Source organism: Methylobacterium sp. Leaf88, assembly GCF_001422795.1.
GTDB lineage: Bacteria > Pseudomonadota > Alphaproteobacteria > Rhizobiales > Beijerinckiaceae > Methylobacterium.
Window position 1 is genome coordinate 262492 of sequence record NZ_LMMK01000045.1, and the last position, 25515, is coordinate 288006.

Sequence of the window (25515 nt, forward strand, 5' to 3'; positions counted from 1 at the left end):
GGCGGGTCGGATCAGCCGCCGATCTCGCCGTGCTTGCGACCGAAACCGGGAATGTCGCAGCCGCAGCGCGAGCCGTAGGGCTGCGGGCGGGTGATGCAGTTGCCACGCTGGGTCAGGCAGAGGCGTCCGAATCCGCCGCCGTAGCCATGGGGGCGCCGGTCGTACCGGTCCTCGTCGTAGCGCCGGCGCTCGTAGCGATCCTCGTCGTAGCGGCGCTCGAAGCGATGGGGACGATCGTCGTCGCCGTAATACTGCGCCCGCGCTTCGAAAGCACCGAGGCCGGTGCCGAGCGTCGCCGCGGTGGCGAGGGCGAGAATCGCGGTCCTGATGGTCTTTGACGTCATGGCCTTGCGTGTCATGGCTGCATCCCTTCGGAAGTGGCGCTCGATCTAGCGACCCCGGGCTGAACGCTCCCTGAGGGCATGCGCCGATCGGGGAGGCGCATCTCAGCCCAGGAACCGGGTGACCAGGCGCACCGCCGGGAGCACCGCCCGGGCCAGCCGGATCTGGCCGGGCAGCTGCCGAGGCCCGAGCGGCCGGTGGACGAGGCGCGGACTGGCGCGCTCGGCCTCGGCCACCGCGTGGCCCGCCAGGGGATGGGCCGCGACGCGGACGGCATCCGCCTCGGTGATCCGCAGGGCCCGGGCCCAGCCACGCTCGGTGCCGAGCCGGCCCGCCGCGTGCAGGCGGCGCAGGCGCCGCCGCCAGGCGTAGCGGAAGAGCGCCAGCGGCACCGGTTCGAGGCGGGCGTCGCACAGGCTGTCGGGCTTCTCGCAGCGCGCCCGGATGGTGTCGGCGACGCCGCCCGGGGCCCGGCCCACGAGGCGCCCCGAGACCGTGACCAGGATGGCCGGGTCGTGCCGGACATGCAGCCCCTGCGCGAGCAGCAGCGCCACGAACGCGCCGTCTTCGCCGAGCGCGATCGCCGGCATGCCCCCCACCGCCCGGTAGGCCGCGAGGCTGACGCTCAGGGTGGCGCCGATGGTGGTGCGGTGGCAGGGCCAGGGATCGTGCGGATCGGGGTCGATGCGCGCCTCCGCCTCGGTGAGGAGGTCGCTGTAGAGGTCCTCCCGCTCGCCGCGCCAGTGCAGGGAGGGCGGCAGCAGGGCGCGCTCGTCCGAATCGAGCGCGATGCGGCCGGCCACCGCGTCGGCGCCCCGGTCGAGGGCGGCCCGGTTGCGTGCGACCCAGTCCGACGGAACCCGGCTGTCGGCGTCGGTCGAGAGGATCATGCCGTCCCCGCCGAGCCAGTCGGCCGCCCGGTTCATCGCCTCGCGCCGGGCCCAGCCCGCATGGGCGCCGGCATACGTGACGTGGGTGACCCGGACCGGCACCGACATCCGCGGCGCGAGATCGGCCACGATCGCCTCGGTGGCGTCGGTGCAGTTGTTGAGAAACAGCACGACGCCGAGACTCCCCGGCGGGATCCCCGTCTGGGCGTCGATCGCGCGCAGGCAGGCCGCGATGCGCTCGGCCTCGTTGCGCACCGGGATGGCGACAACCGCGCCGGGCGCGGCCAGGGCGGGACCGGTGGATCTGGCCGAGGTCTCGGCTTGGCCCGGGGACTCGGCTTGGCCCGGGGACTCGGCTTGGCCCGGGGACTCGGCTTGGCCCGGGGAGCCGGCGGCTTCGGTGAGAGGGGGAAGAGACACGGTGCGAACTCCGTTCGCCGGTGCCGACACGGAGCCGGCGCAGCGACGCGTCCCTAACAGGTCCGGCAAGCGGGACAATGGCGGAGTTCGCCCCCGCCTGTTGCCGTGGGCGGGTCCCCTCGCTACCTACGGCTCCCATACCGCGAACGGCCGAGCCCGCACCGGGCCGGCCCGCCGACAAGAGCGCGACATCCGATCATGGAGCTTCTCAGGCTCGCCGCCCTCGACGCCGAAGATCTGGGCGTCATCTCCGCCCACCTGCAGGACGCGATCCTGAAGGGGAGCGACCTCGCCTATCTGGGCGCGCAGCATCGGTTCGTCCTGGTGGCGCGCCGCTTCGACTGGTCGGCGGAGGACGGTGCGCCGCCGCGCCGGCGCCTGACGGGCATCCATTTCGAACGGGTGCTGAAGGTGCGCACGCGCGGCATCACGCCCGGCGCGGATGCCGAGACGCCCCTCGAACTCCTCGCCGTCACCTTCGCGCCGACCGAGGCGCCGTCCGGCATCGCCACCCTGGTCTTCGCCGGCGGCGCGGCGATCCAGCTCGAACTCGAATGCATCGAGGTCCAGTTGAAGGATCTCGGCCCGGTCTGGGAGGTCGAAGGGCGCCCCGACCACGAGGCCGTGGTCGCCGGGCGCGCCGCCATCGCGGGCGACGCCCGAGAAGGAAACACCTGATGGTCCGCCTCGATTCCCGCGACGAAGACTTCGCCGAAGCCTTCGCGCGCCTGCTCAGCGTCAAGCGCGAGATCTCCGAGGATGTCGACGAGACCGTGCGCGGCATCATCGCGGGCGTGGTCGCGGGCGGCGACGCGGCGCTGGTCGACTACACCCGCCGCTTCGACCGGCTCGGCGAGGATTTCACCGTCGCGTCGCTGCGCGTCACCCCGGCCGAGATCGAGGCCGCCGTCGCGGCCTGCCCGCCCGACGCCCTGGAGGCCCTGCGCTTCGCCGCCGCCCGGATCGAGGCGTTCCACGCCGCCCAGGTGCCCGCCGACCACAGCGCCACCGACAGCCTGGGGGTCACCGCCGGCTGGCGCTGGACGGCGCTGGAATCGGTCGGCCTCTACGTACCCGGCGGCACCGCGAGCTATCCCTCCTCGGTGCTCATGAACGCCATTCCGGCCCGCGTCGCCGAGGTGCCGCGCGTCGTCATGGTGGTGCCGATGCCGGAGGGCACGATGAATCCGCTGGTGCTCGCCGCCGCGCAGCTCGCCGGCGTCGACGAGGTCTACCGGGTGGGCGGCGCCCAGGCGGTGGCGGCGCTGGCCTACGGCACCGAGACGATCGCACCGGTGGCCAAGATCGTCGGGCCCGGCAACGCCTGGGTGGCCGCGGCCAAGCGCCGGGTGTTTGGGCAGGTCGGCATCGACATGATCGCCGGCCCCTCCGAGGTGCTGATCCTGGCCGACGCCCATGCCAATCCCGACTGGGTGGCGGCGGACCTCCTGGCCCAGGCCGAGCACGACACGGCGGCCCAATCCATCCTGATCACGGATTCCGAAGCGCTGGCCGGCGACGTGGCCGAGGCGGTGGAACGGGCGCTCGGCACCCTGCCGCGGGCCGACATCGCCCGGGCGAGCTGGCGCGACTACGGCGCCATCGTGGTGGTGCGGGACTTCGACGAGGCGGTGCCGCTGGTGGATCGCCTCGCCCCCGAGCACCTGGAGATCGAGACGCGGGACGCCGAGGGGCTCGCCGCCAAGGTCCGCAACGCCGGCGCGATCTTCCTCGGCTCGCACACGCCGGAGGCCATCGGCGACTATGTCGGCGGCCCCAACCACGTCCTGCCCACCGCCCGCTCGGCGCGGTTCTCCTCCGGGCTCGGCGTGCTCGATTTCATGAAGCGCACCACGATCCTGCGCTGCGACCCGGCGGCCCTCCGGGCGCTGGGCCCCGCGGCCATCGCCCTCGGACGGTCGGAGGGCCTGGAGGGCCACGCCCGCTCGGTGGCGATCCGCCTGAACCTGTGAGGGCCTGATGTCCGGCGCGGCCAATTCGAGCGAAGCGAAATCCCGGGACGCCGAGGTGGCGGACGCCAAGGCGGCGGAGGCGAAGGCGGGGGAGGCGAAGTCGCCGCATCGCCTCGCGGTGGTGACCCTCGACGAGGAGTCGATCGGGCGGGGCAACCCGGACCAGGAGCACGAGCGCGCCATCGCGATCTTCGACATCCTGGAGGACAACAGCTTCACGGTCCCCGGCCGTGAGGGGCCCTACGCCCTCACGCTCGGGCTCGTGGAAAGCAAGCTCGCCCTCGTCATCAAGCGCGCGGACGGCGACCCGGTGATGACCCACCTCCTGTCGCTGACCCCGTTCCGCCGGGTGATCCGCGACTACGAGATGATTTGCGAGAGCTACTACAACGCCATCCGCACCGCCTCGCCGACCCAGATCGAGGCGATCGACATGGGCCGGCGCGGCCTGCACAACGAGGCGTCCGACCTGCTGCGCCAGCGCCTCGAGGGCAAGGTCGACCTCGACCACGACACCGCGCGCCGCCTCTTCACTCTGGTCTTCGCCTTGCACTGGAAGGCCTGAGCCGCGACCCCACTCGAAGCGCGAGGCTGAGAAGAAGACCGGATGGCGGACGCGACCGGCCCGAAGAAGACGCGCGTGCAGTCGGCCCTGTTCATGTGCAACTTCAACGCCGTGCGCTCGCTCGCGGCGGAGGCCATCGCGCGCCACTACTTCGGCAAGTCGATCTACGTGCAGTCGGCCGGCGTCCGCTCCGGCGAGCCCGCCGACCCGTTCATGGTGGCGGCCCTCGACGAGATCGGCATCGACGCGACGCGCCACAAGCCGCGCACCCTGGCCCAGCTCGAGGAGTGGGAGGGCCTGAACTTCGACCTCATCGTCACCCTGGCGCCCGAAGCCCACCACGCCGCCCTGGAGCTGACCCGCACCAACGCGGTCGAGGTCGAGTACTGGCCGACCCCCGACCCGACCCACATCCAGGACGGCACCCGCGAGCAGCGCCTCGACGCCTACCGCGACGTCCGCGACGGCCTGGTCTACCGGATCAAGATGCGGCTGAAGGGCTGAGCCGGGCCGCCGAAATACGATGGCCTGCGGACTGGACTGCGCATTTCAAACGACGAAGATCCGTGCGGATTTCCATAGCGGCGCCCAGCGCCGTCGCGTACGGTCGACCCGATGCTGGAGCGCATGACATCGTCGGCTGCCCCCGAAGCGCCCCCTCTCGGGATCGGGTACTATACCGTTCCCGAGGCGGCACGGCTCGTCCGCATGCCGGGAATCACCATCCGGCGCTGGCTCGGCGGCTATGCGTTCACTTCGGGCGGCACGTCCCGCCGCATGCCGCCCCTCTGGTTGCCCGAGTTGGCAACAAGCGACGCCCACCTCGAACTTGGCTTCCGGGACCTCATTGAACTTCGCTTCGTCCACGCGTTCGCGGAAGAAGGTGTCGATCTGCGGATCATCCGGAGCTGCCTGGAGCGTGCCCGCGAGGCCGTGCAGGACCCGCGCCCATTCTCGACACGGCGCTTCCGGACGGACGGACGGACGATCTTCCTCGACACCCTCAAGGCAACCGGCGAGAGCGAACTCCTGGATCTGAAACGGGGCCAGTTCGTCATCAAGTCCGTCATCGAGCGGACGTTCAAGGATCTCGACCTCGACAATGAGGTCGTCGCTCGGTGGCGGCCATTTCGGGGCAAGGACACCATCGTGATCGACCCGCAGCGCGCGTTCGGGCAGCCGATCGCCGCGGCATACGGCGTCCCGACGGTCGCCTTGGCCGAGGCCGTGACGTCGGAAGGATCGGTGGAGCGCGTGTCGCGCCTCTACGAGATCCCGTCCGCGATCGTCCGGGACGCCGTTCGCTTCGAAGCCGATCTGCAGGCCGCGTGAAGATCGTCGTCGACGAAAACCTTCCGCCCGCCCTCGCCCGTGCCCTTCACGCCCTGTTCGCCGGTGAGCACGACATCATCCATATTCGGGATCGCTATGGGCCCGGGGTGAGAGACCTGCAGTGGATCTTTGAACTCGGACACGAAGGACGCTGGGTCGTCCTCTCGGCCGATCGCAGAATCAGGAAGAACAGGTCCGAATTCCAGGCCTTCCGGACCTCCCGACTGATCGGCTTCTTCCTGTCTGCGGGCCTGAACAAGGCACCGCTGGTGAAGAAAGCCGAGCGCATCCTGGCCCTCTGGGATGACATCGTCACCTTCGGCGAACGCAGCGCGGCGGGGTCCATGTACGAACTGCCGCCGACGAGCCATCGAATTCGGACGCTCTGACCGCCTTCCGCATGAGCCGAACCCATCGACGAAATCCCCGCGCGCGCGTCGCGTTCCGCCAGAACAGTCCGGACCGAAAGGCCTTCGTCGATCAGGACGAGCGAGCGCCCGGCCTGCACGGCAGCAGACGTCGGGGGAACGCGGCGGTCATGGCCTCCAACTGGAATCAGTGCCACGTGGGCTGAGCCGCCGGAGCGACGTCACCGGCCCGAAACTCTTCTCCCGGATGCGGGCGACGGCCTCGGCGAGGGGCTCCACCGCCACCGCCATGTGGTGGCCGTTGGCGTGGATGAGGCGGGCGGCGTCGAGCATCAGCCCGACATGGCCGCGCCAGAACACGAGATCGCCGCGCCGCAGACCCTCGAAGTCCGGGGGCAGGGCCTCGCCGAGCCCGCGCTCCTGCTGGTCGGCGTCCCGCGGCGCCAGGATCCCGGCCTGCGCGAGGCAGAGCTGGACGAGGCCCGAACAGTCGAGGCCGAGACTGGTGCGCCCACCCCAGAGATAGGGCGTGCCGACGAGGCGTTCGGCGGTGGCGGCGTAATCGGGTTCGACGGCGTCGAGGGGCGCGCAGTGACCGGCAAAGACGTAGCCACTCGCGATCCGGAGATAGTCGCCCCGGGTCTCCGTCGGTCGGAGGCGGGCGCCCAGGGTCAGCCAGCCGCTGGCGGGCTGCTTCAGGTCGGGGCCCGGATAGAGGAAGCTGCGCAGGGCGGTGATGCGGTGCGTCGGCGCCTGCGCGGGGCCAAGGGCCGCCTCGGGGAGGTAGCCCACATAGCCGTCATGGGCGAACTGGACGAAGACGAAGCCCTCCTCGGCGCCGTAGGCGGTCACCGCGTCCCCCATCACCGCCTCGGTCTCGAGACCGGCATCGAAGCGGGGCGTCCGGCGCAAGGGGGCCGAGGGTACGACCACCGCGCGGGTCTCGCCCACGACGTAGCGTTCGGCCGCCACATGGCCGCGCAGGCGCACATCGGCGATCTCGGGCCGGGCCGGAACGAGACGCGCGTCGGAGAGATCGAACAGAGAATCCGCCATAACCCCCACCCTCATGGCCCCGACTATCGACGCTCGCCGACCGCATCGCAACAGCCCGGACGCGTCCCGAGGGCACGCGGCATTTCGACGCCTGGCCCTGCCCATTCGGCCGGCAGGGCGCTTCTCCTCCAGGCAGGTCCCTTCAACGGCTCGCCGAAGGCGCTGATCGAGAATCCATCACGCCCCCGCGATGCATCGGACGCGCGGCTCGCCCCGCATGTGTGCACTGCACAAACGCTAAGATCGCGCGTATGGTCCGGTGATGCCCCAAGCGAGTCGCGCCGTGAAGAAGCCCTCGAAGTCCTTCCAGGATCTCCCGCCGATCCGCGTGCGGCGCGAGCCGCCGACCATCCCGGAGGCCGTCGCCGCGGCCCAGGACCTCGCCGACGACATCGAGCAGCAGGTGGAGATCGCCGCCGGCCTCATCGGCCTGCCGCCGGAGGCGGTGCGCGAGCACGTGGTCGCCGCCGCCAAGGTCCGGTCCGAGGCCAAGCCCGATCGGATCTCCGAGCGGATGCCGGAGCGCATCTTCACCGCCGCCAGCCCGAGCCGGGCACCGCGCACCGTCATCGTCGAGCGCCGGACCCGGCCGCCGGTGGTGGTCGAGCGGCGCGGGCGACCGCCGATCGGGCGCCCCTGACCGGAGGGCCGGCTTTCCGCCGACCCCCGGGTCTTTCGCCGCTCGACCAATCCAGGGGACCCTACCAGTCCAAAGTCTTGCCGGTGTAGTCGAGATAGGCCGTGCCGCTCTGTCCGAGCCGGGCCGCGATCACGTCGGCCATGCCGGTGACGCTGGTGGCGACGTCGATGTCGGCATCGGCCCCGCCCATCTCGGTGCGGACCCAGCCCGGATGCAGCAGCAGCACGCCGAAGCCGGCCTCCCGGTGGCGGATCTCGAAGCTGCGCACCAGGGTGTTGAGGGCGGCCTTGCTCGCCCGGTAGTTCTCCCAGCCGCCGGATTCGTTGAGACCGACGCTGCCGAGGATCGAGCTCATGAAGGCGACGAGGCCCTTCGGCGCCAGCCGGTCGAGGAAGGCCTCGGCGAAACGCACCGGGCTGATCGCATTGGTCAGGTAGACCTGGGCGGCGACGTCGCGTGGCACCAGGTGCAGCGGCTCGTGGGCCTGAGTCGCCACGCCCGCCACCACGAAGATCAGGTCGAAGCTCTGGCCCGCCAGGCGGTCGTGCAGGGTGGACACCGCGCGATCGTCGTCGATGTCGGCCGTCTCGACCGTGAGGGCCTCGGAGGCCAGCGCGGCGAGGCCCGGGGAGGCCGAGCGCTGCGTCGCGGTCACCCGCCACCCGCGTTGGAGGAAGGTCTCGACGAGGCCGAGCCCGAGGCCGCGCGAGGCCCCGACGATGAGCGCGTTCTTCTGGGATGCCATGGTGATCCGTGTCCCTGGTTCGCGGAAGGGGTTCGTGAAGGGCTTGGCGCCCGGGGGCGGCGCCGCCTTCCCCTGTCCGGGGAGGTTGGACGAAGGCGTCGGTCCGGCAATCCGGGCCGCGGGCGCCGAGGTGCGCGGGCGCACCCGCGCGGGCCTCAATCCGCCGTCTGCACCGACCAGGTCGCGTGCTCGATCCCGGGCATCCGCGCGAGGCCCGCCACCACGGCGTCGAGCTCGGCGCCGGCCACCGCCGTCGCCACCAGGGTCGCCACCACCTCGACGGTGTCCTCGCCCCGCTCCACCACCTCGATCCCGCCGACGGGGTACTGCGCCGCCTCCAGGCGCTCGACCAGGAGGTCGCGGGCCGGGCCGGCGCCGTCCGCCTGCACCGTCACCTGCACCTCGTAGGTCGCCTCGGTCTGGCTCTCGTCGATGGGCGCGCGGTTGATGGCGTTGACGAGGGGCCGCAGCAGGGTGTTGCCGGCGAGCACCGCGGCGGTGACGAAGGCCGCCTCCAGGGGAAAGTCGGCGCCCGCGAAAGCGCCCACGGCGGCCGAGCACCAGAGGGTCGCGGCGGTGTTGAGGCCGCGGACGTTCATGCCCTCCTTCATGATCACGCCGGCGCCGAGGAAGCCGACGCCCGAGATCACGTAGGCCACCGTGCGGGTGCCGCCGGGCGCCCCTTCGAGGCGCATGCCGAGGTCGACGAAGGCGGCCGCCCCCACCGCCACCAGGACGTTGGTCCGCAGGCCGGCCGTGCGCTGCCGGTACTGGCGCTCGGCCCCGATCAGGGTACCGAGCCCGAAGGCGACGAGGAGGCTGATCGCCGAATTGACGGCTTCGGGCATCGGCCCGGACAGGAAGGGGATCATCGTCCTGCCCTGACGCGGTCCCGTGACGGGACCATGACGGCGCGACCGGGATCAGGCCTGCGGGTAGTCGGAGATGCCGCCATGCGCCGCCGACCACTTGGCGGGCTCGTGCAGGAAGCTCTCCACCTCGGCGAGGATCTTCGGGTCGAAGTGGCCGCTCTCCTTGGCCACCGCCAGCACGTCCCACCAGGTGGTGAGGTAGTGCAGCTGGACGCCGAGGTCGGCCATGAGTTCGCGGCTGTTGGGGAAGATGTCGTAGAAGAACATCACGAAGCAGTGGTCGACCTGGGCGCCGGCATCGCGCAGGGCCTTGCAGAACAGCGCCTTGCTGCGCCCGTCGGTGGCGAGATCCTCCACCAGCAGGGTCCGGGCGCCCTCCACCACCTCGCCCTCGATCTGGGCGTTGCGGCCGAAGCCCTTGGGCTTCTTGCGCACGTACTGCATCGGCAGCATCAGCCGGTCGGAGATCCAGGCCGCGAAGGGGATGCCGGCCGTCTCGCCGCCGGCCACGTGGGTGATCGACTCGTAGCCGATGTCGCGCACGATGGTGGCGGCGGCGAAGTCGTTCAGGGTGGAGCGCAGGCGCGGATACGAGATGATCTTGCGGCAGTCGATGTAGACCGGGCTCGCCCAGCCCGAGGTGAAGGTGAAGGGCGTCTCCTGGTAGAAGTGCACCGCCTTGATCTCGAGGAGCATCTTAGCCGCCTCGCGGGCGATCACGGCGCGGTCGATCGGCAGGAAGGAGGTCGTCATGCGCGGGTTCGCTCTCGTGCGGGCGGCGGCCGCGGCCCCGTCCCGCCTCCGGGAGGGGCCGCGCATCCGTCTGAAGGGTTGCGTTCTCCTTCCCGCCAACCGCCAGGGGCGTCAACCCTGGAGATCGCCTGGAGATGGGCGCGCCCCCGCAGGCCCCTCAGGCCGCCTTCACGTCGGCGAGGAATCCGCCGACCGCGCGGGTCAGAGTCTCGGAGTGCCGGGCGAGCTCCTGGGCGGCGCTGAGCACCTGCGAGGCGGCCGCCCCCGTCTGGCCGGCGCCGTCGCGCACGCCGGCGATGTTGGTGGTCACCTCCTCGGTGCCGCGCGCCGCCTCCTGGACGTTGCGGGTGATCTCCTGGGTCGCGGCCCCCTGCTCCTCCATGGCGGCGGCGATCGAGGCGGCGGTGCTCGACATCTCGCCGATGATCCGGCCGATGGTCTCGATGTCGGTGATGGCCTCCTGGGTCGCGGTTCGGATCTCGGTGATGCGCTCGCCGATCTCGCCCGTGGCCTTGGCGGTCTGCCCGGCCAGTTCCTTCACCTCTGAGGCGACGACGGCGAAGCCGCGGCCGGCCTCGCCGGCCCGCGCCGCCTCGATGGTGGCGTTGAGCGCCAGGAGATTGGTCTGCGCGGCGATGCTGGAGATCACCTCGACGAAGGCGCCGATGCGCTCGGTGGTGCCGGCGAGGCGGCGCACGGTGGCGTCGGTGCGCTGGGCGTTCTCCACCGCCTGGTCGGCGATGCGGGCCGACAGGCTGACCTGGCTCACGATCTCCTGCACCGAGGCCGACATCTCCTCGCTGGCCGCGGCCACCGTCTGGACGTTGGCGGAGGTCTCCTCGGCCGCCCCCGCGACGATCACGGTCTGCTGGTTGGTCTGGGCGGCGACGCTGCTCATCGACTGGGCCGTGGCCTCCATCTCGGTGGCGGCGCCCGCCAGCCCCTGGGTCAGGATCGAGACGTTGCCCTCGAAGGCCTGGGTCAGGGCGTCGAGACGCTGGGCCCGGCGCATCTTGGCGGCGTCCTCGGCCGCCTGCGCCTCGGCGAGGCGCCGGGCCTCCAGGGCGTTGTCCTTGAAGACCTGGAGCGCGCGGGCCAGGAGACCGACCTCGTCCCGCCGCTCGGTGCCCGAGACCGTCACGGCGAGGTCGCCGGCCGCGAGCCGGCCCATCGCCGCCGTCATGGCGGCGAGCGGGCGGGTGACGCCGTAGAGGGTGATCAGCGCGAGCAGGCCGACCGCGACGCCGAGGCCCAGGGTGGCGGTGACGATGAGGGTGCGCGTGGCGCTCTCGGCCGTTTCGGCCGCCGCCTGCTTGGCGATCTCGAGGTCGCGCAGGTTCGCGGCGACGCGGGCCGCCACGCTCCGGGCGATCGTGAGCCGGGCCGGGCGGACCTCCTGCTTCGAGATCTGGGCGGCCGCCGCGTTCTCGTTGCGCAGGCCGAGGGCGATGGAGCGGTCGGCGGTGGCGAAGAACGCCTCCAGCTCGCCGCGGACGCCCTGCAGGATGGCGCGGCGCTCCGGCGTGTCGGCCAGGGCGAGCAGGCGGTCGCTGGCCTCGAGGGCGGCTTTCCGGCTCGCCTGGTAATGGGCGAAGTCCTGCTGCATCAGCGCGGCGTCGGTCTCGATGATGGTGTTCTTCTCGGCGATCACCGCCTCGTCCACGGCCAGGGCCAGTTGCTGGGCCAGGGAGAGCCGGGCGGCGCGGACATCGACGATCTGGGTCGTGTTCCGCCCGAGGGTGTCGAGGTTGGCCCGCGCCAGGACCACCAGTCCGACCGCCACGAGGATGAGGATCAGGCTCGGGACGGCGAGCTTTCCCAGAAGCTTGAGGTTGTTGAACGTGCGCATGAGGCCCCCGCGACCGGCGCCGGCGCAGGACCTTGATCGGTCTCTCAGGGACGCGGCGTCGTGCTCACGTTTCTGTGATATCGCGCTGAAACAATGATTAACGTATGCGAATTTTTCTGCAACTGATGGAAGTCTTGCGGCAACCTGGTTGTACTCCGAAGTTTTCCGATCCGGTCGATGATCCCTTATCCATCTCGCTCTGAGGCCTGCCGGAGCGTCGCGGCGAACCAAATGCTCGAAACCCTGCCCTCGGTCTTCGACAGCGACGGAAATACCGTCCGAACGCGCGCGAGGATCACACGCGTGAAGCTCCGGTGCGGGCGGATCTGACGCTCTGCCGGCCGCCTCGCCCGCTCACCCCAGAAAGGATTGCAGGGCCGCCAGGGTCGCGGCGGGGTTCTCTTCGGCCAGGAAATGGCCGGACGTGACCTCGGCGGCGACGGCGCCCGGCGCGAAGGTGCGCTGCCAGGCGGCGAGCGGCGTCTCGGGCTCACGGTCGAGATAGCTGTCGCCGGTGAGGATCAGGGTCGGGCAGGCCAGCCGACGCCCGGCGGCGAGGTCCGCGAGATCGGCGTCCCGGTCGCGGGTGGCCCCCGCCCGGTAATCCTCGCAGAAGGCGTGGATGCGCTCGGGCACGCCCCAGGCCTGCCGGTAGAGATGCAGGGCGGCGGGGGCGAAGGCCTTGAGGGACTTGTCCCCGCTCCAGTCGCGCACCAGCCCCTCGAAATAGGCGTCCGGGTCGCGACCGATGGCCTGCTCCGGCCCCGGGGCGGCCTCGGCCAGGAAGTGCCAGTGCGAGGGCTTGCGCGGGTTGGCCTCGATCCGCTCCCACTGGACCAGGGTCGGCAGGATGTCGAGGAGGGCCAGCCGGGCGATCCGCCCGGGCTCGTCGAGGGCGAGGCGGTAGCCGATGCGCGCACCCCGGTCGTGACCGACCAGGGCGAAGTGGACGTGGCCCAGGGATTCCATCACCGCCACCACCTCGGCCGCGAGGGTCCGCTTGGCGTAGGCCTCGTGGCGCGGGTCGCCCTCCGGCGCGGCGGACCAGCCGTAGCCCTTGAGGTCGAGGCAGATCACCCGATGGCGCTCGGCGAGGGCCGGCGCGATCCGGTGCCAGCAGGCGTGGCTCTGCGGGAAGCCGTGGAGGAGCAGCACCGGCCTCCCGTCCTCCGGCCCGCCGATGCGGGCGAAGAAGCGGCCGGCCGGGATGTCGATCCAAGGGGCGGCGAAGCGGGGGAAGAGATCGGTGGTCACGGGCGGCGCCTCCGGCAGGGGCCGGGGGAACGCACGGGGCCGGGCGCCGGTTCGCAGTCGCGGACAGCGTCGCTTCGGCTGGAAGCGGGCGATTTTCCGACTAGATCCGCCCCATCCGCCCTCCTCAGCAGGATTTTCCCGATGCAGACGTGTGTCACCGCCCTCGCCCTGGCCGCCGGCCTCGCCCTGGCCAGCCTCGTTCCCGCCCAGGCCGCCGGGTGCTGCGGAGGCGGCGCCGGCATGATGTGCGGCCAAGGCAAGATGGATATGCGGGCGGGCGCCATGAAGCCGTCCCGGACCAAGAAGGCCGCCTGCTGCTGCGCGGGCATGGCCGGACACGGCGCGGCCCCGATGTCGAAGAAGCTCTGAGCCGGACCGGACCACGTCTCCCGCCGAGGCCGTGGTCGAAGACGAGGCGGCACGCGAAAACGAGGCCGCGCCCGCAGAGTTGTGTCCGGACCGGGTGCCCCGGCCCGTGCCCTGCGGCCTCGCGGATGCCGGGGCGGGATTGACGCCCGCCCCGCGCAGCGGGCACACCCGAAGGAGGCGGATCGCGCAAGAATCCGACCCAAAAAAGATCACCGAGGAGACGCGCATGGACCGGCCCACCGTTCCTGCTCCGCAGAGTCTTGTTCCGCAGAGTCCTGCCTTGCAGAGGCTTGCCCTGCAGAAGCTTGCCCTGCAGAAGCTTGCCCCATCGACGATCCGGGCGCTCCGTCCGGCCGGCGCGAGCCCCTCCGCATGAGCGGCGCGGCCCTCGCCGAACGGCCGGCGACCGGTGCTCCGCCCGTGGACGCCGCCCTGCGCGGCCGCATCCTCGCGCTCCGCGAGGGCCTCCTGCACGGGCTCATCGGCGCCGACGCGATGGTCGAGCGCCTCCTCATCGGCCTCCTCACCGGCGGCCATCTCCTCATCGAGGGCGCCCCCGGCCTCGCCAAGACCCGCGCGGTCAAGCGCCTGTCGGACGGGCTCGACGGCAGCTTCGCCCGCATCCAGTGCACCCCCGACCTGATGCCCGCCGACCTGACCGGCACCACCGTGTGGCGCCAGGATGCCGGCGACTTCGAGTTCCTGCCCGGCCCCCTGTTCCACTCCCTCGTCCTCGTCGACGAGGTGAACCGCGCGCCGCCGAAGGTGCAGTCGGCCCTGCTCGAGGCCATGGCCGAGGGTCAGATCACGGTCTCGGGCCACACCCATGCGCTGCCCGACCCGTTCATGGTGGTGGCGACCCAGAACCCGATCGAGCACGCGGGCACCTTCCCGCTGCCCGAGGCGCAGCTCGACCGCTTCCTCCTCCACGTCCTGGTGGAGATGCCGGACGAGGCCGCCGAGCGCCGCATCCTCGACCTCGTCGAGGGCGAATTGAACCACCACGCCGAGGCGATGCCGGTACGGCTCTCCGTGGCGGAGATCCGGGCCGCCCGGGAAGCCGCCCTCAACGTCTACGTCTCCCCGGCCCTCAAGGACTACCTCGTGCGGCTGGTCGCCGGCACCCGCACCGACGCGGCGGCCCCCGACCTGCGCGCCGCCATCGAGCACCCGGCTTCCCCGCGCGGCACCCTGGCGCTGATGCTCGCCGGCAAGGCGCGGGCCTATCTGCACGGCCGCGACCACGTCATCCCGGAGGACGTGGCGGACCTCGCCGCCGACGCCCTCGCCCACCGCATCGGCCTGACCTGGCGCGCCGCCGCCGAGGGTCAGACGGCCCGGGGCATCATCCGCGGCCTCGTCCAGCGGGTGCGGGCCCTCTGAGCGCGACCATGACCGTGCCGAGCCCGGCCCAAGCCGCAGCAGCCGCCGCCCTGCCGGCCACCGACCCGCTGATGGCGCCGGGCATCCACCTCTCGGGCGAGGCGCTGATGGGCCTGCGCCACCTCGCCCGGCGCGGCTCCGGGCCGGCCACCCGGACGCTGGCGGGCCTGCCCGGCGGGATCGTGACCCGTCGGCGCGGGCGCGGCTCCGAGCCGGACGACGTGCGCCTCTGGTCCGAGGGCGACGACCGCCGGCACATCGACCGCAACGCCACCGCCCGCACCGGCATCCTGCACGTGCGCACCCATCACGACGAGCGCGACCGTGCCGTGGTGCTCCTCGTCGACGTCCGGCCCTCCATGCTCTTCGGCACCCGCCGCGCCCTGCGCTCGGTGGCGGCGGCCGAGGCCCTGGTCCTGCTCGGCTGGCGCATCGTCGGCGACGGCGGCCGCATCGGCCTCGTGGCGGCGGGGGCCGGCGAGCCCGTGGTGGTGCGCCCGGCCGGCGGCGAGCGGGCGATGACCGCCCTCACCGGCGCCCTGGCCCTGGCCCATGCCCGGGCCCTGGCCGACGGATCCGCCGCGGATCCGCCCCTCGCGCCGGCCCTGACCCTGGCCCAGAGCCTGCTGCCCTCGGGCGGTCACCTCGTCATCGGCAGCGCCCTCGACGCGCCGGGCCCGGATTTCGATCCCCTCCTGACGATCATGGCCGAGCGCCTGTCGATCCGCCTCGTCCTCGTGAGCGACGCCTTCGAGCGGGCCCGGCCGCCGGGCTTCTACCCCTTCGCCACGCCGGACGGCCGGCGCGGCACCGTGCAGGCGAGCCGGACCGACCGGGCCTCCCCGGGCACCGATGCCCGCCTCGTCGCCTACGCCCAGCGCGGCATCGAGGGCCTGCGCCTCGACGTCGAGGCCGGCCCGGAGGCCTACGCGCCGCTGATGGAGCGCCTCGATGCGATGCTGTAGGGCGCCAAGCTCTCGGGTACCAAGCCGACAGGGAGGGGCCCGGTGACGCCCGACGCTCCGCCCGGCCTCGACCAGCTGCGCGGCCTGCACCTGCCCGCCGAGACCGGCGGGGCGCAGGGGGCGGTGATGCTCGCCATCGCCCTGGGCTTCACGGCGGCCCTCGTCCTCGGCCTGCTGCGCCTGTTGCGGGCGCGCCGGCGCGGTTCGGTCCGGCGCGCGGCCCTGGCCGACCTCGCCGCCGCCAACGCCCTGCCGCCGGAGCGCCGCCGGGTGGCGCAGGCGCAGCTCCTGCGCCGCCTCGCCCGCACCCTCCAGGGCGACGCCGCGGCCGACGCGCAGGGCGACGCCTGGGCCGCCGCCCTCGACCGGCTCTTCGCTACGACCTTCTTCAGCGCCGGCGCGGGCCGGATCTTCGCCGAGGGGCTCTACCGGCGCGGCGCGTCCGAGCCCGGCCCGGTGGACGCCGAGCTGGCGCGGCTCTTCGCCCGGATCGGGGCCTGAGCCATGCTGACGGAGTTTTGGCCGCACTGGCTCACCGCCCTCGCCTCGGCCTTCGACCTCGCGAGCCCCTATGCCCTGCTGCTCCTGCCCCTGCCGCTCCTGGCGGCCCGGCTGATGCCGCCCGAGCGGGTCGGGGCGAGCGGCGCCCTGCGGGTCCCCCCCTCCCTGGTGGCCGAGGCCGCGCGGGGCGACAGCGTGGCGGCCCGCGGCCGCGGCCGCACCCTCCTGGTCTGGACCCTGTGGGCGGCCCTGGTGGTCGCCCTCGCCGGACCGCGCCTCGTCCTGCCGGCCACCGCCCTGCCGGCCTCGGGCCGCGAGATCATGCTGGTGATGGACCTCTCGGGTTCGATGGAGCGGCGCGACTTCGCCCTGGACGGGCAGACCGTGACCCGGCTCGCCGCGGTCAAGCGCGTCGGCACCGACTTCATCCGCCGCCGGGCCGGCGACCGCATCGGTCTCGTCATCTTCGCCAACGAATCCTACGTCGCCGCGAGCCCGAGCTTCGACACCGCCACCGTCGCCCGCGCCCTCGACGAGGCGACCATCGGCCTCGTCGGGCGCTCCACCGGCATCGGCGACGGCCTGGGCCTCGCCCTCAAGCGCCTGACCCCGGCGGGGCCTGAGGCCGAGGGCGCGCCGGTGGCCACCGCCAAGGTGGTGATCCTGATGACGGACGGCGCCAACAATGCCGGCCAGACCACGCCCCGGGACGTGGCCGGCCTCGCCAAGGAGCTCGGCGTCCGGGTCCACACCATCGCGCTCGGGCCCCGCGACCTCTCCAACGCCGACGGCGAGCAGGACGTCGTCGACACCGAGACCCTGCGCGAGATCGCGGATCTCACCGGCGGCCGGATGTTCCGCGTGAAGACCACCGACGACCTCATCGCCATGGCGGACGCCATCGACGCGATCGAGGGCGGGCGCGCCAAGGCGCCGCCGGTGCCCCTGCGCAAGGACCTCTGGCCCTGGCCCGCCGCCCTCGCCTTCCTGGCGGCGGCCGCCCTCCTCGCGTCGCGGCGGATCGCATGAGTCTCCTCGACACCCTGGCGGTCCTGCGGCCCTGGTGGCTGGTGGCGATTCCCGTCGTGGCCGCCCTGGCGCTGCGCGCCGCCTGGCGCTCGGCGCCCCTCGGCGACTGGACCCGGGCCGTCGATCCCGGCCTGATGGCGCTGCTCGCCCGGCGCGGGGCGGTGCTCGGCGGACGCCGGCAGGCGAACCTCGCCGCGGCGCTCGCGGCCGGGCTCGTCGCCCTGGCCCTCACCGGCCCGGCGGTGGAGCGCCCGGACGCCGCCACCTTCCGCAACCTCGACGCGACCGTGGTGGTATGCGACCTGTCGCGCTCCATCGCGGAGGGCGGCCACCTCAAGGACGTGCGCCAGGTGGCGCAGGCGGTGGCCGAGGCCGCCGGCACCCGCAGCGTCGCCGTGGTGGTCTATGCGGGCGACGCCTATCTCGCCGCCCCGCCCACCACCGACCGGGACGCCCTGTCCTCCACCCTGTTCGCCCTGGACGGCGACACCGTGCCGGACCGGGGCACCCATCCCGAGCGCGGCCTCGCCCTGGCCCGCCGCACCCTCGCGGAGGCCGGCGTGATCGCGGGCGACGTCGTCCTCGTCACCGACGGCGACGGCATCGGCGACGCGGCCCTGCGCGAGGCCGCCGCGATCCGTGCCAAGGGCTGGCACCTGCACGGGCTGTTCGTGCCGGCCGGGCCCGGCCTGCCGGCGGGCTCGCCCAAGCCCGACCGCGGCGCCCTCGAGCGCCTGACCGACGCGGGGGCGGGCCGTTTCGCCCTTCTCGACAGCCCCGCCCCGGTGCTCGACGCGGTGGGCGCCAGCACCGCCCAGCACCTCGCCGCCGGGGGCTACACCGTCCTGGCCTTCGCCGATCTCGGGCGCTGGCTCGTGCTGCTGGCCCTGCTGCCCGCCCTCGTCCTGTTCCGCAGGAGCGCCTGATGGCCCTCGGTGTCCTGTCCAACCGCCTGCCCGCCCTCCCCCGCGACTGGACCCGCTGGGCACGCCTCGCCGCCCTGGGGCTCGCGGGCGCCGGCATCCTGGCCCTGACGGCGACGGCGCAGCCCCGCACCAGCCTTGGCCGCGCCCTGCTGGAGGCCGGCCTGCCCGGGGCCGCCGCCTGGGTGCTCGACGACCCGGCCTGGCGCGGCCCGGCCCTCTACCAGGCCGGGCGCTACACGGAAGCCGCCGCCCTCTTCCGCAACGGCGGCCGGCGCAACGCCTACAACCTCGGCAACGCGCTCGCGAAATCCGGCGACCTGCAGGGGGCGCTGGACGCCTACGACGCCGCCCTCCAGTACAACCCCCGCGACGCCGACGCGCAGGCCAACCGCTCGCTGATCGCCCGCCTCGTGGACGAGGGCTCCGGCGATCCCGGCAAGGGCGGCGGCGTGGCCAACGCCACCGCCACGGTGGGCGCGCGCTACAACAAGACCTCGAACCAGGACCCTAACGACGACACCCAGGCGACCTCCAGCGGCGAGGGCCTGGCCGGCAACAAGGAGGGGGGCACCACCTCGTCGACGCCGGGCAACAGCAAGGTCGCCCGGCGCGGCAAGGCCGAGCAGGTCTCGGTGGATTCCGGCAAGGGCGAGGCCCGCGGCTCGGCCAGCGACGCGGCGGGGCGCGGCCGCACCGGGGCGGGCTCGGCCATGGTCGCGGCCGCCCCCGAGCGGGAGGTGCGCCGGGTGACGAAGAGCTTCGAGGCCCACGAGATCCGACCCGACCGCCTCTGGCTGCAGACCCTGCCGGACGATCCCGGACGCTATCTCAAGCTGCGTCTGAAGGCGGAGCAGGCGGCCCGGGTCGAGGCCGGCACGGCGGTGCCCGGCGGGAGCAATCCATGGTGAGCGATCGGTCCGCGTTTCGAAACCGGCGGGGCGTCCTCGCGGCCGGCCTCGCCGCCTTCCTCCTCGCGCCCCTCCCGGCCCGGGCCGAAATCGGTCCCGGCGACCTCACCCTCACGGTGACGCCGGAGCGCAACGGCAACGCCGATCCGTTCTCCCGCGAGATGGTGCTGCTGCGCATCCACGGGGTCTACCGCCAGCCGATCCTGCTGGAGGAGGTGATCCAGCCGTCGCTGGCCAATTTCAGCTGGACGCAGCTCGGCCGCGACGCCTGGTCGAAGACCCGCCTGCCCGACGGGCAGGTGGCCATCGCCTTCGACCGGGTGGTGGCGATCTTCCCGCACCATCCGGGCGACTTCACCATCGATCCGTTCCTGCATCGCCTCACCGTCAACGACGGCGGCAAGCGGGTCGTCGTCGACGTGCCCTCGGCTCCGGTGACCCTGCCCGTCGCCACCTGGACGAAGCCGGTGGGCGGGCCCGACGCCAAGGAGCCCTGGTGGCTCCCGGCCAAGGACGTGACGATCACGGATTCCTGGAGCCCCGACCCCGAGACGGTGAAGCTCGGCGAGACCACACGGCGCATCGTCACCCTGGAGGCCCAGGGCATGGTCGCCGAAGGGCTACCGCCCCGCCCGGTGATGCGCACGCGCGGCATCCTCACCTTCGCCGGGCCGGTGACCCGCGAGACGATCATCACCCCCGCCGGCCCGGTGGCGCGGGCGACCTACCAGTGGGACGTGCGCCCCGCGATCGAGGAGATCATCCCCCTCGACGCGATCGTCATCCCGTGGTTCGACACCGTCTCGCGCACCCTGCGCGAGGCCGAGATTCCCGCCCGCCAGATCGGCGGCGGCCTGCCCGACAGGGACGACGAGGCGAAACCCGTTCTGCCGGCCTCTCCCCTCGTGGTGGCGACGGCCGCCCTCGGCGCCTTCGGCCTCGGCCTCGCCCTGCTCGGCTTCGGCAGCGGCGGGCGTTCGGGACGCCGGCGCCTCGACGCGCGGACGCGCCGGGCGCTCGGCCGCGCCGCCTCGGCCCGGGACGCGCGGGCCTTCCGCGCGCATCTCCACCCCGTCCTCACGGAGCAGCCCGACCTCGCGCGGGCCTGGCGGGCCCGGCCGGAGGTCGCCGCAGGCCTCGATACCCTGGATTCCCACCTCTACGGCCCCGGCACCGTCGCAGCCCCCGACCTGCCCGGCCTCGCCCGAGCCCTGAGCCGGCCGATCGCTGCGGGAGCGCAGCCGACGGCGGCCCCCTCGCGCCTCGCGCCCCTCGACGGCCGTGCCCTGACCTCGCCAAGACCCATCCGAGACCCATCGACTGGAACCGCATGAGCCTGACGCGACGGATCCTCCTCGGGGCGGGGGCCCTCCTGCCCCTGTTGCCATGGCCGAGCACGGCCCAGGACCAGGGTAAGACCGATCCCGGCCCCCAGGACCGGTTCGCCGAGGCCGGTGCGGCGTTGGCGCGGATCGCTGGCGACCTCGGCGGCCGGGCCGGGATCGCGGTCCTCGACACGGGCGGCGGCCCCGCCCTGCTGCACGACGCCGAGGGCGCCTTTCCGCTCTGCAGCACCTTCAAGCTGCTCCTCGCCGCCGCGATCCTGGCCCGGGTCGAGGCGGGGCGCGAACGGCTCGACCGGCGCCACGCCTACGGAGAGGCCGACCTCGACACCTACGCCCCCGTCACCACGCGCGCCCTGAGGGCGGGCGGACCGGAGGCCGGGGCGATGTCCGTGGAGGCTCTGTGCGCCGCCGCCCTGGTCTGGAGCGACAACACCGCCGCTAACCTCCTGCTCGCCGCCCTCGGCGGTCCCGCGGCCCTGACCGCCTATGGCCGGGACCTCGGCGACCCGGTGACCCGCCTCGACCGGACCGAACCCGACCTGAACGCGGCCGTGCCCGGCGATCCCCGCGACACCACCCGGCCCGCCGCGATGGCGGCGACCGTCGGGAAGATCCTGCTCGGGCCGTCGCTGACGGAGGCCAGTCGCGCCCGGCTCGAGGGCTGGATGACGGCCTCCCGCACCGGAACGAAGCGCCTGCGGGCGGGGCTTCCGGGCGATTGGGGCGTCGGCGACAAGACCGGTAGCGGGGCCTACGGCACCGCCAACGTGGTGGCGCTCCTGCGCCCCCCGGCCCGGGCGCCCCTGGTGGCGGCCATCTACCTCACGGGGTCGGACACCACGAGCGAGGCCCGCGACGCAGCCCATGCGGCGATCGGCCGGGTCATCGCCGCGACCTATAGTTAACACTCGGTTCACGCCTGCCTGACACGGTCGTCCCGCGAGGAGTGGACCCGATGCGGCGTGGCGGTGTGGCGATCAGACGGGGCGGGGCGGGGCTCGTGCTCCTGGCCGGATTGATGGCAGCCCCCGCCGGCTCAGCAGATCTCGGCGGCCTCGCCTTCCCGACCCCCGGGCGCGCGGTGGAGGGCTACGGGGCGGAGCCCGAGGGCCTGCCGCGCTACTTCCCGCGGGCGGAGGAGGAGGGTGGCGTGGCTCACCACGCACCGGTGCCGCGCCGCCGGCTGGCCGGCTGCATCCCGCGGCGGGTACCCATCCCCACCGATGCCCTCGGTGACCCGAGCTATGTCGGCTCGGCCTACGGCCTCGGCAAGCCGAGCTATTACGGCTTCACCCCGCCCCTCGGGGTCGACGATCCCTACGGCCGGCCCCTGCGGCCCTATTGTCCCTGAGGCGTCTGGCGTCCCGGCGGCAGGGCGATTAGGTCTCGCGCCGGGATGCGATCCGCGTCCGCGAGACCCTGCCGAAGACCTTGCCGAGGACGAGCCGCCGATGTCCGATCCCGTCTCCCTGCTCCGGTTCACGTCCGTCGCCCCCCTGCGCGCCGCGGTCGCCGCCTGGCGCCGGGCCGACGAGCGGGTGGTGCTGGTGCCGACGATGGGCGCGCTCCATGCCGGCCACCTCGCCCTGATGGCGCGGGCGCGCAGCCTCGGTCGGCGCGTCGTGGCGAGTATCTTCGTCAATCCGACCCAGTTCGGCCCGAACGAGGATTTTTCGCGCTATCCCCGCGACACCGACGCCGACCTCGCCCTGCTGGCGGAGGCGGGGGTCGATGCCGCCTACCTGCCGGAAGTCTCCGGGATGTACCCCGAGCACTTCTCGACCCGGATCGAGGTGGGCGGCCTCACCGAGGGCCTGTGCGGCGCCTATCGGCCGGGTCACTTCTCGGGCGTCGCCACGGTGGTGACCAAACTGCTCAACCAGGTCCAGCCCGACTGCGCGCTGTTCGGCGAGAAAGACTACCAGCAGCTCCTGGTGATCCGCCGCGCCGTGCGCGACCTCGACCTGCCCGTGGAGATCCAGGGCGTCCCCACCCTGCGGGAGGCGGACGGCCTCGCTCTGTCGTCACGCAACCGCTACCTCGCCCCAGAGGAGCGGGCGCGCGCACCGCGCCTCCACGCCGTCCTGTCCGAGATCGCCGCAGGCCTCGCGGCCGGCGGAAGCGCCGGCCCCCTGGTCGAGGGAGGCCGGGCCGCGCTGGCGGCGGCGGGCTTCGAGCCCGTGCAGTATCTCGAGGTCCGCGATGCCGAGACGCTGGCGCCGGTGGAGCACGCCACGCGGCCGGCCCGGGTGCTGGCGGCGGCCTATCTCGGCCGCACGCGCCTCATCGACAACGTCGCGGTGGGTTGAACCACGGGACGTTCAGGCCCGTCCCGCCGCGAGGGGATTGGCCCGGAAGAAATCGAGCATCGCCCGCGTTGCGTCGGGCCCGCGCGGATCGGTGTAGCTGCCGGCCGGGCTTCCGCCGGACCAGGCATGGCCGAGGCCGCGCACGATCCAGCCCTCCACCGCGACCCGTCCGTCCGCATCGGCGTAGCGGGTGCGGGTGTAGGGCAGGCCGCCCGGGCTCACAGCCTCCGCCGCCTCGGGCGTCAGCCCGTCGATGCCGGCCTGGGCCAGCGCCTGGTCGCCGTTGCGGGGGTTCACGGTGCCGTCGCTCTCCCCGTGGAACACGATGGTGGGCACCCGCACCGTGGAGACCGGGCCGTCGGCAGCGGCCACGGGGCCGAGGCGCATCACCGTGAGCGCGGTCGAGACGTCGCGGGCACAGCCCGCCGCGAGGCCGGAATGGATGCCCACCGCCGCGTAGAGGTCGGGATAGGCCCGGGCGATGTTCACCGCCGCCGCACCGCCCGCCGACAGGCCGGCGATGTAGACCCGGGTCGGATCGACTCGATGCTCGGCGATGAGCGCGCGGGTCAGCCCGGCGATGATCCCCGCCTCGCCGGAATCCCGGCCCTGGTCGCCAGGCTGGAACCAGTTCCAGCAGCGCTGGCCGTTGGCGCGCCCGCTCTGGGCCGGGTAGGCCACGAGGAAGCCCTCCGCCTCCGCGCGGGCGTTCATGCCGGTGCCGGCGGCGAAATCGTCCGGCGACTGGGTACAGCCGTGCAGCATCACCACCAGGGGCAGGTCGGCACGGGCGTCGCTGGGAACGAACAGCTTGTAGTCCCGTGCCCCGGCCGCGTTGGAAAAGCTGTGCTCCGTGAAGCTGCCGCCCTCGGTGAGGGGCGCACGAGCTTGGTTCAAGCCCGACGGGCCGAGACCGCCGGCCAGGCCCGAGACGAGAGTGCCGAGATTGCCGACGAGGCCGGAGGGGGTCGCCCCGCCGGGACCGGCCTTGCCGAGGCCCCCGAGCACCGGGGCGATGCCCCGCGTCACCGTTTCCACGACCTTGCGCAGCTTCTCGGCGAGGCGCGCCTCCTCGGCGGCGGCCGAACCCGACGGGGACTCGGTCTGGAACGCGGGTTTGGATTCCGGCTTGGCCGCCGGGCCGGTCTCGACGCGCTCGGCCACGAGATCGATGGTGTGGGGCTGGGGCGCCGGAGCGCCGTGGTCGGCCGCGGAACGGGGGGGCGTGCCGGCGAAGCCGCGTTGCAGCAGGTCCGTCGCGTCCTGCAGGCGTCCGGCTGCCGTGAGGCGCGTCGCCTCCATCATGTCGGCGAGGCGGTCCTGCATCCGGTTCGAAGGGTCGGTCATGGGGTTCGCTTTCCGGCTCGACGACGGGTCGAACCATGCGAGGTAGGGAACGCGGTTTTTGGAGATTGTCAGAGGAGGCGGTCGGCGAGGGCCGCCTTCACGGCCGGAGTCGCCTGCAGGCTTCCCATGACCTCGATCGACGCGATGACCTCGCGGGCCAGTTCCGGGGTGACGTCGGGCGCGATGCTGGCGAGCCCGAGGACGCGGATGTCGAGGCGGATGCCGCTGGCGCGCGCGGCCTCGAGTTCGGCCCGGTCGTAGCGGCGCAGGCCGAGTTCGACGCCCTTGCGGGCCACCGATTGCCGGGTCACGTCGCCGTGGCGCGCGATCTGGTTCCGCACGGCCGTACGGATGAAGTCGCTCCGGTTGGCGTAGACGCTCTCGGACACGAGAAGATCGATGTGGCCGAGATCGACGTAGCCGAGATTGATCGTGATCTTCTCGGTGTCGCCGACCCGAATCGGCGCCCTGGGCTTATCCTCGAGATCGAGCATCGGACCTTCCCCTTACCATCCAGTTGGATGGTATATGGGAGGCTTTTGTTGCGATGCAATAAGGAGCCTCGTGCGTCGCAGCATCGTGACGGCAACGGGACGGAACGGACAACCTGCGCCGGTCCGGACCGGTTCGACCGGCCTTCAGGCGGTCTCCTCCTCGCCGAGATAATCGCGCCAGACCGCACCGCCGCCCCCGAGGGTCGCGATGAAGGCCGCGTGCCGGGTGCGCTCGGCCTCGCTGAGCCGATGGCGCAGCGGGCGCGGCCCCACCGGGACGACCTCGCCGCCATCGCCGAGGATCACCACCTCCTCGGCCTCCGTCATGGCGAGCCCGAGGCTGGTCTGCTTGCCGCCGAGGAGCTCGACATAGACCTCCGCCAGGATCTGTGCGTCGAGGAGCGCGCCGTGCTTGGTCCGCCGCGTGGTGTCGATGCCGTAGCGCGAACATAGGGCATCGAGGTTGTTGGCCGCCCCCGTATGCTTGCGGCGGGCGAGCTGCAGGGTGTCGACGACGTCGGCGAGGTCGATGGGCGGGGGCGCCGCCGCGCCGAGGCGGGCGTATTCCATGTTGAGGAAGCCGACGTCGAAGGGCGCGTTGTGGATCACCAGGGGCGAGTCGCCGCAGAAGTCGCGGAATTCGTCGACGATGTCGGCGAAGAGCGGCTTGTCGGCGAGCATGGCGTCCGAGATGCCGTGCACCGCGAAGGCGCCCTGGGAAACCGGCCGGGTCGGATTCACCAGTTTGTGGAAGACCTTGCCCGTCTGCACGTGGTTGATCAACTCGACGCAGCCGATCTCGATCAGGCGATCGCCGTTCTTGGCATCCGTGCCGGTGGTCTCGGTGTCGAGGACGATCTCACGCAGCATCGAAGGGTC

General features: G+C 72.9%; 29 protein-coding genes. 18 read left to right on the plus strand and 11 right to left on the minus strand.

Annotation, left to right across the window (positions count from 1 at the left end):
* Positions 1–11: 11 nt before the first annotated feature.
* Entirely contained in the window at positions 12–359 is a 348-nt protein-coding gene (locus ASF20_RS17705) for a hypothetical protein (protein WP_244472682.1), read from the minus strand.
* A gap of 87 nt (positions 360–446) precedes the next feature.
* Positions 447–1520 (minus strand): glycosyltransferase, encoded by a 1074-nt coding sequence (locus tag ASF20_RS17710; RefSeq protein ID WP_056276694.1) that lies wholly within the window; start codon positions 1518–1520, stop codon positions 447–449.
* A gap of 330 nt (positions 1521–1850) precedes the next feature.
* Between ASF20_RS17710 and ASF20_RS17715 the strand changes: the two genes are divergently transcribed.
* From ASF20_RS17715 to ASF20_RS17740, 6 genes are all read left to right on the plus strand, one after another.
* Complete coding sequence (locus tag ASF20_RS17715) at positions 1851–2330, plus strand: DUF2948 family protein (protein ID WP_056218609.1); 480 nt, start codon at positions 1851–1853, stop codon at positions 2328–2330.
* Positions 2330–3625, plus strand: a complete 1296-nt coding sequence (gene hisD, locus ASF20_RS17720; RefSeq protein WP_056276286.1) for a histidinol dehydrogenase — start codon at positions 2330–2332, stop codon at positions 3623–3625. The genes ASF20_RS17715 and hisD overlap by 1 nt, the downstream gene beginning before the upstream one ends.
* A 7-nt stretch (positions 3626–3632) precedes the next feature.
* Positions 3633–4190, plus strand: a complete 558-nt coding sequence (locus tag ASF20_RS17725) for a UPF0262 family protein (RefSeq protein WP_082501420.1) — start codon at positions 3633–3635, stop codon at positions 4188–4190.
* A 42-nt stretch (positions 4191–4232) separates the two neighbouring features.
* Positions 4233–4694, plus strand: coding sequence for a low molecular weight phosphatase family protein (locus ASF20_RS17730; protein ID WP_056276291.1), 462 nt, complete (start codon positions 4233–4235; stop codon positions 4692–4694).
* A 123-nt stretch (positions 4695–4817) separates the two neighbouring features.
* Entirely contained in the window at positions 4818–5522 is a 705-nt protein-coding gene (locus ASF20_RS17735; RefSeq protein ID WP_056276701.1) for a hypothetical protein, read from the plus strand.
* Complete coding sequence (locus tag ASF20_RS17740; RefSeq protein ID WP_056276294.1) at positions 5519–5911, plus strand: DUF5615 family PIN-like protein; 393 nt, start codon at positions 5519–5521, stop codon at positions 5909–5911. The genes ASF20_RS17735 and ASF20_RS17740 overlap by 4 nt, the downstream gene beginning before the upstream one ends.
* Positions 5912–6058: 147 nt before the next feature.
* On the opposite strand, the gene ASF20_RS17745 is transcribed toward ASF20_RS17740, so the two are convergent.
* Positions 6059–6946, minus strand: a complete 888-nt coding sequence (locus ASF20_RS17745) for a C40 family peptidase (RefSeq protein WP_200927241.1) — start codon at positions 6944–6946, stop codon at positions 6059–6061.
* A 283-nt stretch (positions 6947–7229) separates the two neighbouring features.
* Between ASF20_RS17745 and ASF20_RS17750 the strand changes: the two genes are divergently transcribed.
* Positions 7230–7586 carry a hypothetical protein gene (locus tag ASF20_RS17750; protein ID WP_244472681.1) on the plus strand — a complete coding sequence of 119 codons (357 nt, stop codon included), beginning with the start codon at positions 7230–7232 and terminating at the stop codon, positions 7584–7586.
* 61 nt (positions 7587–7647) lie between these two features.
* Here the strand turns inward: ASF20_RS17750 and ASF20_RS17755 are convergent, their stop codons facing one another.
* The 5 genes from ASF20_RS17755 to ASF20_RS25070 all read right to left on the minus strand — a co-directional run bounded on the left by ASF20_RS17755 (position 7648) and on the right by ASF20_RS25070 (position 13059).
* Complete coding sequence (locus ASF20_RS17755) at positions 7648–8331, minus strand: SDR family oxidoreductase (RefSeq protein WP_056218598.1); 684 nt, start codon at positions 8329–8331, stop codon at positions 7648–7650.
* Between the two features lie 155 nt (positions 8332–8486).
* Positions 8487–9203 (minus strand): MgtC/SapB family protein, encoded by a 717-nt coding sequence (locus tag ASF20_RS17760; protein WP_056218592.1) that lies wholly within the window; start codon positions 9201–9203, stop codon positions 8487–8489.
* Between the two features lie 51 nt (positions 9204–9254).
* Entirely contained in the window at positions 9255–9956 is a 702-nt protein-coding gene (locus ASF20_RS17765) for an orotate phosphoribosyltransferase (protein WP_056218588.1), read from the minus strand.
* Positions 9957–10113: 157 nt separating this feature from the next.
* Positions 10114–11805 (minus strand): methyl-accepting chemotaxis protein, encoded by a 1692-nt coding sequence (locus tag ASF20_RS17770; protein WP_056276297.1) that lies wholly within the window; start codon positions 11803–11805, stop codon positions 10114–10116.
* A gap of 354 nt (positions 11806–12159) precedes the next feature.
* Positions 12160–13059: an alpha/beta hydrolase gene (locus tag ASF20_RS25070; RefSeq protein ID WP_056276301.1), complete on the minus strand. Its 900-nt coding sequence runs from the start codon at positions 13057–13059 to the stop codon at positions 12160–12162.
* A 141-nt stretch (positions 13060–13200) separates the two neighbouring features.
* Here ASF20_RS25070 and ASF20_RS25075 point away from each other — a divergent pair, with 141 nt between their 5' ends.
* The 11 genes from ASF20_RS25075 to panC all read left to right on the plus strand — a co-directional run bounded on the left by ASF20_RS25075 (position 13201) and on the right by panC (position 22795).
* Positions 13201–13428 carry a hypothetical protein gene (locus tag ASF20_RS25075; protein ID WP_056276304.1) on the plus strand — a complete coding sequence of 76 codons (228 nt, stop codon included), beginning with the start codon at positions 13201–13203 and terminating at the stop codon, positions 13426–13428.
* Positions 13429–13800: 372 nt separating this feature from the next.
* Complete coding sequence (locus tag ASF20_RS17785) at positions 13801–14811, plus strand: AAA family ATPase (protein ID WP_056218574.1); 1011 nt, start codon at positions 13801–13803, stop codon at positions 14809–14811.
* Positions 14812–14882: 71 nt separating this feature from the next.
* Positions 14883–15776: a DUF58 domain-containing protein gene (locus ASF20_RS17790; protein WP_244472719.1), complete on the plus strand. Its 894-nt coding sequence runs from the start codon at positions 14883–14885 to the stop codon at positions 15774–15776.
* Between the two features lie 42 nt (positions 15777–15818).
* Positions 15819–16277, plus strand: coding sequence for a DUF4381 family protein (locus ASF20_RS17795; protein ID WP_056218569.1), 459 nt, complete (start codon positions 15819–15821; stop codon positions 16275–16277).
* Between the two features lie 3 nt (positions 16278–16280).
* Positions 16281–17306, plus strand: coding sequence for a VWA domain-containing protein (locus ASF20_RS17800; RefSeq protein ID WP_056218567.1), 1026 nt, complete (start codon positions 16281–16283; stop codon positions 17304–17306).
* The gene (locus ASF20_RS17805; RefSeq protein WP_056276308.1) at positions 17303–18232 is read left to right on the plus strand and encodes a VWA domain-containing protein; all 930 of its coding nucleotides are present in this window, start codon (positions 17303–17305) and stop codon (positions 18230–18232) included. The genes ASF20_RS17800 and ASF20_RS17805 overlap by 4 nt, the downstream gene beginning before the upstream one ends.
* Entirely contained in the window at positions 18232–19140 is a 909-nt protein-coding gene (locus tag ASF20_RS17810; RefSeq protein WP_056276311.1) for a tetratricopeptide repeat protein, read from the plus strand. The genes ASF20_RS17805 and ASF20_RS17810 overlap by 1 nt, the downstream gene beginning before the upstream one ends.
* On the plus strand, positions 19134–20474 hold the full coding sequence (locus ASF20_RS17815) for a BatD family protein (protein WP_056276313.1): 1341 nt from the start codon (positions 19134–19136) through the stop codon (positions 20472–20474). Before ASF20_RS17810 ends, ASF20_RS17815 begins: the two co-directional genes overlap by 7 nt.
* Positions 20471–21391 carry a class A beta-lactamase gene (gene bla / locus ASF20_RS17820; RefSeq protein WP_056276316.1) on the plus strand — a complete coding sequence of 307 codons (921 nt, stop codon included), beginning with the start codon at positions 20471–20473 and terminating at the stop codon, positions 21389–21391. The genes ASF20_RS17815 and bla overlap by 4 nt, the downstream gene beginning before the upstream one ends.
* Positions 21392–21441: 50 nt before the next feature.
* The gene (locus ASF20_RS17825) at positions 21442–21837 is read left to right on the plus strand and encodes a hypothetical protein (protein ID WP_056276319.1); all 396 of its coding nucleotides are present in this window, start codon (positions 21442–21444) and stop codon (positions 21835–21837) included.
* Positions 21838–21937: 100 nt separating this feature from the next.
* Positions 21938–22795 (plus strand): pantoate--beta-alanine ligase, encoded by an 858-nt coding sequence (gene panC / locus ASF20_RS17830; RefSeq protein ID WP_056276323.1) that lies wholly within the window; start codon positions 21938–21940, stop codon positions 22793–22795.
* Positions 22796–22807: 12 nt separating this feature from the next.
* On the opposite strand, the gene ASF20_RS17835 is transcribed toward panC, so the two are convergent.
* From ASF20_RS17835 to dnaQ, 3 genes are all read right to left on the minus strand, one after another.
* Positions 22808–24142, minus strand: coding sequence for a PHB depolymerase family esterase (locus tag ASF20_RS17835; RefSeq protein WP_056276326.1), 1335 nt, complete (start codon positions 24140–24142; stop codon positions 22808–22810).
* A gap of 68 nt (positions 24143–24210) precedes the next feature.
* Positions 24211–24636 carry a hypothetical protein gene (locus tag ASF20_RS17840; RefSeq protein ID WP_056218545.1) on the minus strand — a complete coding sequence of 142 codons (426 nt, stop codon included), beginning with the start codon at positions 24634–24636 and terminating at the stop codon, positions 24211–24213.
* Between the two features lie 144 nt (positions 24637–24780).
* On the minus strand, positions 24781–25506 hold the full coding sequence (dnaQ, locus tag ASF20_RS17845; RefSeq protein ID WP_056218542.1) for a DNA polymerase III subunit epsilon: 726 nt from the start codon (positions 25504–25506) through the stop codon (positions 24781–24783).
* Positions 25507–25515 lie beyond the last annotated feature (9 nt).